The sequence below is a fragment of the Rhodococcus sp. IEGM 1379 genome, assembly GCF_030056815.1.
Taxonomy (GTDB): Bacteria; Actinomycetota; Actinomycetes; order Mycobacteriales; family Mycobacteriaceae; genus Rhodococcus_F.
Map to the genome: position 1 here is coordinate 180,849 of NZ_JASHKR010000004.1, position 9,031 is coordinate 189,879.

Consider the following 9,031-nt stretch of genomic DNA (forward strand, 5'->3'; position numbering starts at 1 on the left):
TCAGGTCACCCAATTCCGGGAATCAAACGAACAACGAGATCGATCAGCCAGATACCGATGAACGGCGTGATCACACCACCGAGCCCGTAGACGAGCAGGTTCCGTCCGAGCAGCTTCGACGCCGTCGTCGGACGGTATCGAACACCCTTGAGAGACAGCGGGATCAGCGCGATGATCACCAGCGCATTGAAGACAACGGCGGAGACGATTGCCGACTCGGGTGTCGCCAAACGCATGATGTTCAGCGCGTCCAACTGTGGGTAGATGCCGCTGAACAGTGCCGGCAGGATCGCAAAATACTTCGCGAGGTCGTTTGCCAGCGAAAACGTGGTCAGAGCGCCACGGGTAATCAGCAACTGCTTGCCGATCTCCACGATCTCGATCAGCTTGGTCGGGTCGGAATCGAGATCGACCATGTTGCCGGCTTCTTTTGCCGCCGACGTACCCGTGTTCATCGCGACGCCGACATCCGATTGCGCCAGTGCGGGAGCATCATTGGTGCCGTCGCCCGTCATTGCGACCAGGCGACCGCCTTCCTGCTCCTTGCGGATCAGTGCGAGCTTGTCCTCGGGCGTTGCCTCCGCCATGAAGTCGTCGACACCCGCTTGATCGGCAATAGCCTTGGCGGTCAACGGATTGTCACCGGTGATCATGATGGTGCGAATGCCCATGGCGCGCAGTTCTGCAAACCGCTCGGCCATCCCGGGCTTGACGACGTCCGACAGTGCGATGACGCCCAGAACCGAAGCTCTGCCACCTTCGTCGACCGCCACGACGAGCGGCGTTCCACCGGCCTGCGCGATCTCGCTCACCGTATCGGTGACCGCGACATCAACTGCTCCTCCGCCGAGAGCCACCCAACTCAGTACTGCATCGGATGCACCCTTGCGGATTTCGCGGCCGGGTAGGTCGAGTCCACTCATCCGCGTCTGCGCCGTGAAGGGCACGAACTCTGCCCGTTTTTCGTCCTCAGTGGGTTCCGTACCAAGAGCGAACTGCTCGCCGCACAAATCGACGATACTGCGGCCTTCGGGGGTTCCGTCAGCGAGGCTCGACAACCGTGCTGCGGCAGCAAGATCGGCGGCCGAGACGCCCGGAGCCGGATGAAGAGCCGTCGCTCGACGATTTCCGAACGTGATGGTGCCGGTCTTGTCCATCAACAATGTGTCGATGTCGCCGGCAGCCTCCACTGCGCGACCGGACATCGCCAGCACGTTGCGCTGCACCAATCGGTCCATACCCGCGATACCGATCGCAGAGAGAAGCGCACCGATCGTGGTCGGAATGAGGCAGACCAGAAGTGCGATCAGCTTGACCGGATCCTGCTCGTGCCCGGCGTACAGACCCATCGGACCGATGGCCACGACGGCCAGAAGGAAGATCAGGGTCAACGACGCGAGCAGAATGTTGAGCGCAATCTCGTTGGGTGTCTTCTGACGAGAAGCACCTTCGACAAGTGCGATCATCCGGTCGACAAACGACTGACCCGGTGCCGCAGTAATTTCCACGACGATGCGGTCGGAGAGGACCGTCGTACCGCCGGTAACGGCGCAACGGTCACCACCGGATTCCCGCACGACGGGAGCGGATTCACCGGTGATGGCGGACTCGTCCACCGACGCAATGCCTTCGACAACGTCGCCGTCGCCGGGGATGACCTCACCGGCCACCACGATCACGCGGTCACCGACCACCAAATCGGTACCGGATACCGACTCGATTGCACCGCTCTGCGTAATGCGGTGGGCAGTGGTGTCCTGCTTCACCTTTCGTAGGCTGGCGGCTTGCGCCTTACCACGTCCCTCGGCCACGGATTCGGCGAGGTTGGCAAAGATCACCGTGAACCAGAGCCACAGTGTGATCACCCAGGAGAACACCGACGGATCGGCGACAGCCATGATCGTCGTGATGACCGAGCCGACGAACACCACGAACATCACGGGGTTCCGCGCCAAATGCCTCGGGTCGAGCTTGCGTACAGCGCCGGGCAAGGCCGTAATCATCTGCCGAGGATTGAAGGCGCCGGCCTTGACCTGATGGGGATGGCCCGAACTTTCGGCAGCGTCCACGGCTACATGTTTCTCTTCGGTATGCACAGTCATTGGAGAGCCTCCGCGATTGGGCCCAGTGCGAGGGCAGGGAAGAACGTCAGTGCGGCAACAAGAACGACGGTTCCGGTGAGAAGTCCAGTGAACATCGGTCCCGTGGTGGGCAGAGTGCCTGCCGTCGCGGCCACCTTCTTCTGCGAGGCCAACGCTCCGGCCAGGGCAAGCACAAAGATGATGGGCAGGAATCGGCCCAGCAGCATGCAGATACCGAGAGCAGACTGGAACCAGTCACTCGTGACGGTGAGTCCACCGAAGGCACTGCCGTTGTTGTTCGACGCCGATGCAAACGCATAGAGCACTTCACTGAATCCGTGGATCGACCCCGGAGTTCCCGGATCTCCCCCGTTACCTTGGTATCCCAGCGTCGATCCGAGGATCACCGTGATGCCGGTGCCGACGAGGACCAGAGCTGGCATGACCAGTATCGACAGAGCGGCCAAGGTAATTTCGCGTCGGCCGAGCTTCTTGCCCAGGTACTCGGGGGTACGACCCACTAGGAGTCCGCCGACAAACACCGCGATCAGTGCCATCACCAGAATGCCGTAGAGGCCGGTGCCGACGCCGCCGGGAGCGATCTCACCGAGCAGCATGTTCAGCAGAACCGCACCGCCGCCCAGGGGCGACATGCTGTCGTGTGCTGAATTGACTGCGCCGGTGGATGTTCCGGTTGTCGCGACGGCAAACAGCGCAGACCCCGGAATTCCGAAGCGAACTTCCTTGCCTTCCATCATCGATCCAGCGGCAGTGGCGGCAACACCACGAGCGCCCGATTCGGCGGCCAGCGTGACTGCGAGCAGTCCGCTCCACAGAATTCCCATCACTGCGAGCAAGGTCAGGCCTTGACGACGGTCCGCGACCATCGTTCCGAAAGTCCTTGTCAGGCAGACAGGAATCAGCAGGATGGCCAAGATTTCGACGATATTGCTCAGCGGCGTCGGGTTCTCGAAGGGATGCGCCGAGTTGGCGGCGAGGATGCCGCCACCGTTGGTGCCGAGTTCCTTGATCGCTTCCTGAGACGCAACCGGTGCCAGTGCATTGGTGACGGAATTACCGTCGAGCCCGGTGGATGCAAATCCACTGTGGAAGGACTGGATAACGCCCTGGCTCAACAGGATCAAGGCGATCACGAAGGCGAACGGCAGCAGGATACGTAGACATCCGCGGGTGAGGTCCACCCAGAAGTTTCCGATCTCACCTCCCCGGGCCACACGAATGAAGCCGCGCACCAAGGCAATCGCCACAGCCATACCAACAGCCGCGGAGACAAAGTTCTGCACAGCCAAACCGACGGGCTGAACAAGATTGCTCATCGTGGTTTCCGGTGTGTACGACTGCCAGTTCGTATTGGCCACAAAGGAAATCGCGGTATTGAAGGCGACGGCCGGGCTGACCCCGGACAACCCGTCACTCAGGGGCAGCACACCCTGAATCCGCTGGAGGAAGTAGAGGAACAACGCGCTTGCCAGCGAGAATCCCAACACACTGGCGGCGTATCCGTACCACGTCTGCTCAGCGCGCGAGTCGATCCGACCGAAGCGGTAGATCACGCTCTCCGCCCGCAGGTCACGAGTGGAGGTGTAGACGCGTGCCATGTAGTCGCCGACGGGAACGTAGGCGGCCGCCAGGACTACAAGCACAAAAGCAATCTGCAGGCCGGCTGCAAGAGCGGGCGACATCAGAACCTCTCAGGATCTATGAGTGCAACAAGAAGGTAGATGACCAGTGCCGCGGCTACGGCAATCAGCAGGGCGCTGACAACGCCGGCGACGGTCATTTGGGAGCACTCGACTGCAGGGCGCGCAGAACCAGCGCACACACGAGAAAACCACCGAGAATCAGAGCAACGTAGGCCAGATCGGCCATGAGCTTCCCTCTTCGACATCGAAATCCGTGCTGCAGTACATCGCAGCCATGACGCACGGTCCGAGAAGACCGCGGGCGCTCCCCCAGCTTTGACCTCAAAAACCTGGCATTGGCGCTCTCTGACGATCCGTTTACGCGGCGACAAGGCGTCTTGATGAGATCTTGACGCGTAAAGATACGTCGTCAATACTGAAATTCGTTATTGTTCGTTCGAACGAACAGCCCACGAAAGGGAATGCGATGACGTCAGGACCGCACACGGAACCGAGCTATGCCCCATCTCTGGTCGATCAGGTGGCAAGTCTGGCGTCCGGCGCGATCACGTCCGTCGCCGCTACTTCCGCGACGCTCGACCGCATCGACGCGTCGCAGTCCACCTTGAACGCATTCAAGATCGTCCGCCGGGAAAAGGCCCTCGAAGAAGCCGCCGATGCCGATCGTCGTCTAGCGCTGGGCGAACGCCTTCCCCTGCTCGGTGTGCCTATCGCAGTCAAGGACGACGTCGACATCGTCGGCGAGCCCACCGCATTCGGCTGCCCCGGCGAATTCCCTGCCAAGACAGAAGATTCCGAGATGGTTCGACGCCTCCGCGCCGCCGGCGCCGTGATCGTCGGCAAGACCAACAGCCCCGAACTGGGCCAGTGGCCGGTCACCAGTGGCAGCGCCTTCGGATACACCCGAAATCCGTGGTCACAGCAGCACACTCCCGGCGGCTCGTCCGGTGGCACCGCAGCCGCCGTTGCGGCCGGATTGGTCAGTGCCGGAATCGGTTCCGACGGTGCCGGCTCGATCCGCATCCCGGCTGCCTGGACCCATCTGGTGGGCATCAAACCGCAACGAGGCCGCATTTCCACCTGGCCCGACGCCGAAGCGTTCTACGGACTGACCGTCAACGGACCTCTCGCCCGATCCGTTGCCGACGCGGCACTGCTCCTCGACGTTGCAGCCGGGAGCCACGAGGGCGATCTGCACACACCGGCGCCCGTGACCGTCAGCGATGCCGTCGGACGCGACCCGGGCAAGCTGAACATCGCACTGTCCCTGCGTAATCCGTTCACCGCCACTCCGGTCTCCCTCGACCCTGAGGTCCGCCGAGCGGTGTACTCCCTGGCCGACACTCTGCGCAGCCTCGGACATCGCGTCGTGGTGGACGATCCCGCGTACGGCCTGGTATTCGGATTGAACTTTCTCCCGCGCTCACTCGCCGGCGTGTACGACTGGCTCCAACGCCTCCCGGATCCGTCGCTGGCAGATCCCAGAACTCGCGGAAATGCACAGAACGGCAAGCTACTTCGCGGTGCGCCACTTCGTGCGGCACGCGCAACCGAACCTCGGATGCGCCGACGCATCGGAGCCATATTCGAGAAGTACGACGTAATCCTGGCACCCACCACGGCAACGCCGCCGATCAAGGCAACTGCTATCGACGACATCGGCGGTTGGGAAACCGACAAGGTGATGACCGGAGCCTGCCCCTACGCCTGGCCATGGAATGTTCTCGGGTGGCCGTCGATCAGCATTCCCGCCGGGTTCAGCAATGCCGGCCTGCCGATCGGCGCTCAGTTGATGGGCAACGAGAACACCGAACCGCTATTGGTCTCCCTCGCAGCACAATTGGAGTCGGTGCTGCGCTGGGATCAGGTTCGCCCCGAACCGTGGTGGTGAACCACATGAGCACACTCGATGTTCGCACTCGAATCCTCGATGCCGTTCTCCACATCGTCATCACCGACGGAATTGCCGGCGTCAGCAACAGGCGTATCGCCGCCCAGGCCGGGGTGTCACTGGGATCGATCACGTACCATTTCCCGGCCCAGTCGGACATGCTGCGCGCCACCTTGTTCCGGTTCGTGACCGACGAAACCACACGATTGCTGGCACTGGCCGAGAAATACCGGTTCGCCGGACTGAGCATCGAAGACGCTGCTGCCCTGACCGAGAAGGTCGCCCACGATCTTTCGTTCTCCGCCGAGCGGATAGCGCCCTTCGAGATGTATATCGCCGCCGGGCGTGATCACGAACTACACCAGGTGGCGGTGGAATGCTTTGCCGCGTACGACAATCTGGCGGTCACGATCCTGACCGCACTCGGGGTACCCGATCCACAGCCAGTCGCTTCCGCCCTGGTCGCGTTGATTGCCGGCATCCAACTGAGACAGCTGGCAACAGGTATCGACGACCAGGACATCACGTCGTCGATCCTGTTGATCCTCAAAGGTGCTACGCCCCCGTGAGCCTTTTCGGCAGTCCCCGCAACCAGAAAGGCGCACAGGGGCTACGCCCCTAGAAGCCCAGCTTGCCCAGCTGCTTGGGATCGCGCTGCCAGTCCTTGGCAACCTTCACGTGCAGCTCGAGGAAGATCCGCACACCGAGTAGCTTCTCGATCTGCAGGCGGGCGCTGGTTCCGACCTCACGCAGTCGGGCACCGCCCTTACCGATGACGATGCCCTTCTGGCTGGGCCGCTCGACGTAGAGCAGAGCGTGGACGTCGAGCAGTTCGCCCTGCTTCTCCGTGCGGCCTTCACGTGGAATCACTTCTTCGATCACGACAGCGAGCGAGTGCGGCAGTTCTTCGCCGAGTCCCTCGAGTGCAGCCTCACGGATGAGTTCTGCCATGAGTACTTCTTCGGGCTCGTCGGTCAGTTCGCCGTCCGGGTAGAAGGCCGGGCCCTCGTCCATCAGACTTGCCAGCACGTCGACAAGTACCTCGACCTGCTCGCCGGACTGCGCCGACACCGGCACAACCTCGGATTCGGGACCGAGCAGTGTGGACAGTGCCAGCAACTGCTTGCCGACGTCGTCGCGGCTGACCTTGTCGATCTTGGTGACGATGCCGACCAGCTTGGTCTTGGGTGCCATCTGACGGATCTGCTGCAGAATCCAGCGGTCGCCGGGACCGATGGTCTCGTCGGCCGGGATGCACAGGCAGATGACGTCGACCTCGGAGTACGTATCGCGCACCAGGTCGTTGAGTCGCTGACCGAGCAGGGTTCGCGGCTTGTGCAGGCCCGGTGTGTCCACCAGGATCAGCTGGGCATGTTCGCGGTGCACGATTCCACGGATGGTGTGGCGCGTCGTCTGCGGCCGAGACGAGGTGATGGCTACCTTGGCGCCGACCAACGCATTGGTCAGCGTGGACTTACCGGTGTTGGGACGGCCCACGAAACATACGAACCCGGACCGGAATTCCTTTTTACTCATACTCGTACCACTCCTCGTTGAACTTCTCGCTCAGTCATCGTTGTCTTCTTTTTCTTCGTTTTCCGAGCGAGGCGCACGCTGCACAAAAACCGTGCTGATGCGTACCCGTCCACGACCGGTGTTGGTTCCTTCGCCGCGCAATATCAAGCCGTCGTACTCCACCTCGGACCCGGGCAGCGGCACCCGGCCCAGCACGTAGCCGATCAGACCGCCGACGGTTTCGACCTCGTCGTTCTCGAGTTCAAGATCAAACAGTTCGCCGAGATCTTCGATGGGGAGTCTCGCCGAAACCCGGAACATTCCGTCGCCGAGATCTTCGACGGGCGGTGTCTCGTCCTCGTCGTACTCGTCGGCGATTTCACCGACGATTTCTTCGATGACGTCCTCGATGGTGGCAAGTCCCGCGATTCCGCCGTACTCGTCGACGAGAATCGCCATGTGGTTTCGATCGCGCTGCATCTCGGAGAGCAGGCTGTCGAGTGGTTTCGAGTCCGGAACGAAAACCGCCGGACGCATGACGTCGCAGACGTTGACGCTTCGCCCACCGTCGGGCAGGTGGTACGTCTGCTTCACCAAATCCTTGAGGTAGACGACGCCGAGAACGTCGTCGACATTTTCACCGATCACCGGCAACCGCGAATGTCCGCTGCGTACGGCCAATGACGTTGCCTGCCCGGCACTCTTGTCGCTTTCGATCCAGACCATGTCGGTGCGCGGCACCATCACTTCACGGGCCGAGGTATCTCCGAGATCGAAGACCGACTGGATCATCCGACGCTCTTCGTCGTCCACGACGCCTCGTGCCTGGGCCATGTCCACGAGTTCGCGCAATTCGATTTCGGACGCGAACGGGCCGTTCCGAAATCCCTTACCCGGTGTCAACGCGTTACCCAACAGGATCAGGATTCGGGAAACCGGACCGAGCAGAACACCGATCCACAAGAGCGGCAATGACGCGGTCAAAGCAATGGAGTACGCGTGCTGACGACCGAGCGTTCTCGGTCCGACACCGATCACCACGTACGAGACCAACACCATGATGACGGCCGTGGTTGTCAGAGCCCACCCCATCGACATCACATCGATGAGCCCGCCCACCAACACGACCGTCGCGGTGATCTCGCACAGAATACGAAGCAGCACCATCAGATTCACGTACCGCGGACGGTCGGTCAGGATGCGTTGCACGCGCGCGGCGCCGGCTCGCTCTTCCTTGGCCATCTCGTCGATACGCGCCGCCGAAATGGTGTTGAGCGCTGAATCGACGGCGGCAAATATTCCGCCAACGGGGACCAGCGCAACTGCCAGGACAAAGAGCGCGATGGCGCTACTCACTACACAACCCCCGCGAGAATATGATTATCGGTCCGCGCCGTCGACGAACCCGGTCTTGCCGAGCAACTTCTGATCACGTTCGGCCATCGCAGCCTCGCGGTCGATGCGACGCAGGTCTTCGTACCATTCTTCGAGGAGGCTGTTCTGTAGTCCGAACATCTCCTTCTCTTCTTCCGGCTCGGCATGGTCGTAGCCGAGAAGGTGCAGCACGCCGTGAACGGTCAGCAGCGCAAGTTCATGGGCAAGTGAATGCCCCGCCTTGTCTGCCTGATCGGCCGCGAACGACGGGCACAGGACGATATCGCCGAGCATGGACGGACCGGGCTCCGGAGAGTCCGGACGTCCACCGGGCTCGAGTTCGTCCATCGGGAAGGACATGACGTCTGTCGGGCCCGGCAGATCCATCCACCGGACGTGCAGATCCGCCATGGTCGCGGAGTCGACGAGAACCATCGACAGCTCGGCCGCTGGATGGACATCCATCCGAGCGATCACGAAACGGGCAACGCTGATCAACTCCGGTT

General features: G+C 61.8%; 8 protein-coding genes. 2 read left to right on the forward strand and 6 right to left on the reverse strand.

What is annotated here, in order from left to right; translation table 11 throughout:
• Positions 1–5: 5 nt before the first annotated feature.
• The 3 genes from kdpB to kdpF are packed head-to-tail and all read right to left on the reverse strand — an operon-like array spanning position 6 to position 3,882.
• Positions 6–2,102, reverse strand: coding sequence for a potassium-transporting ATPase subunit KdpB (kdpB, locus tag QM600_RS04465; protein ID WP_283260272.1), 2,097 nt, complete (start codon positions 2,100–2,102; stop codon positions 6–8).
• A complete protein-coding gene (gene kdpA, locus QM600_RS04470) occupies positions 2,099–3,784 on the reverse strand; it encodes a potassium-transporting ATPase subunit KdpA (protein WP_283260273.1) in 1,686 nt (561 codons plus the stop codon). Before kdpA ends, kdpB begins: the two co-directional genes overlap by 4 nt.
• A complete protein-coding gene (gene kdpF / locus QM600_RS04475; protein ID WP_094273883.1) occupies positions 3,784–3,882 on the reverse strand; it encodes a K(+)-transporting ATPase subunit F in 99 nt (32 codons plus the stop codon). Before kdpF ends, kdpA begins: the two co-directional genes overlap by 1 nt.
• 329 nt (positions 3,883–4,211) lie before the next feature.
• Between kdpF and QM600_RS04480 the strand changes: the two genes are divergently transcribed.
• Both QM600_RS04480 and QM600_RS04485 read left to right on the forward strand, forming a co-directional pair.
• Positions 4,212–5,636 carry an amidase gene (locus QM600_RS04480; protein WP_283260274.1) on the forward strand — a complete coding sequence of 475 codons (1,425 nt, stop codon included), beginning with the start codon at positions 4,212–4,214 and terminating at the stop codon, positions 5,634–5,636.
• Positions 5,637–5,641: 5 nt separating this feature from the next.
• Entirely contained in the window at positions 5,642–6,205 is a 564-nt protein-coding gene (locus tag QM600_RS04485) for a TetR/AcrR family transcriptional regulator (RefSeq protein WP_283260275.1), read from the forward strand.
• Between the two features lie 49 nt (positions 6,206–6,254).
• Here the strand turns inward: QM600_RS04485 and era are convergent, their stop codons facing one another.
• From era to ybeY, 3 genes are read right to left on the reverse strand one after another with little or no spacing between them, the layout of a single operon-like run.
• On the reverse strand, positions 6,255–7,172 hold the full coding sequence (gene era / locus QM600_RS04490) for a GTPase Era (RefSeq protein ID WP_283260276.1): 918 nt from the start codon (positions 7,170–7,172) through the stop codon (positions 6,255–6,257).
• A gap of 30 nt (positions 7,173–7,202) precedes the next feature.
• The gene (locus QM600_RS04495; RefSeq protein ID WP_283260278.1) at positions 7,203–8,507 is read right to left on the reverse strand and encodes a hemolysin family protein; all 1,305 of its coding nucleotides are present in this window, start codon (positions 8,505–8,507) and stop codon (positions 7,203–7,205) included.
• Between the two features lie 24 nt (positions 8,508–8,531).
• Positions 8,532–9,023, reverse strand: coding sequence for an rRNA maturation RNase YbeY (ybeY, locus tag QM600_RS04500; protein ID WP_283260287.1), 492 nt, complete (start codon positions 9,021–9,023; stop codon positions 8,532–8,534).
• Positions 9,024–9,031 lie beyond the last annotated feature (8 nt).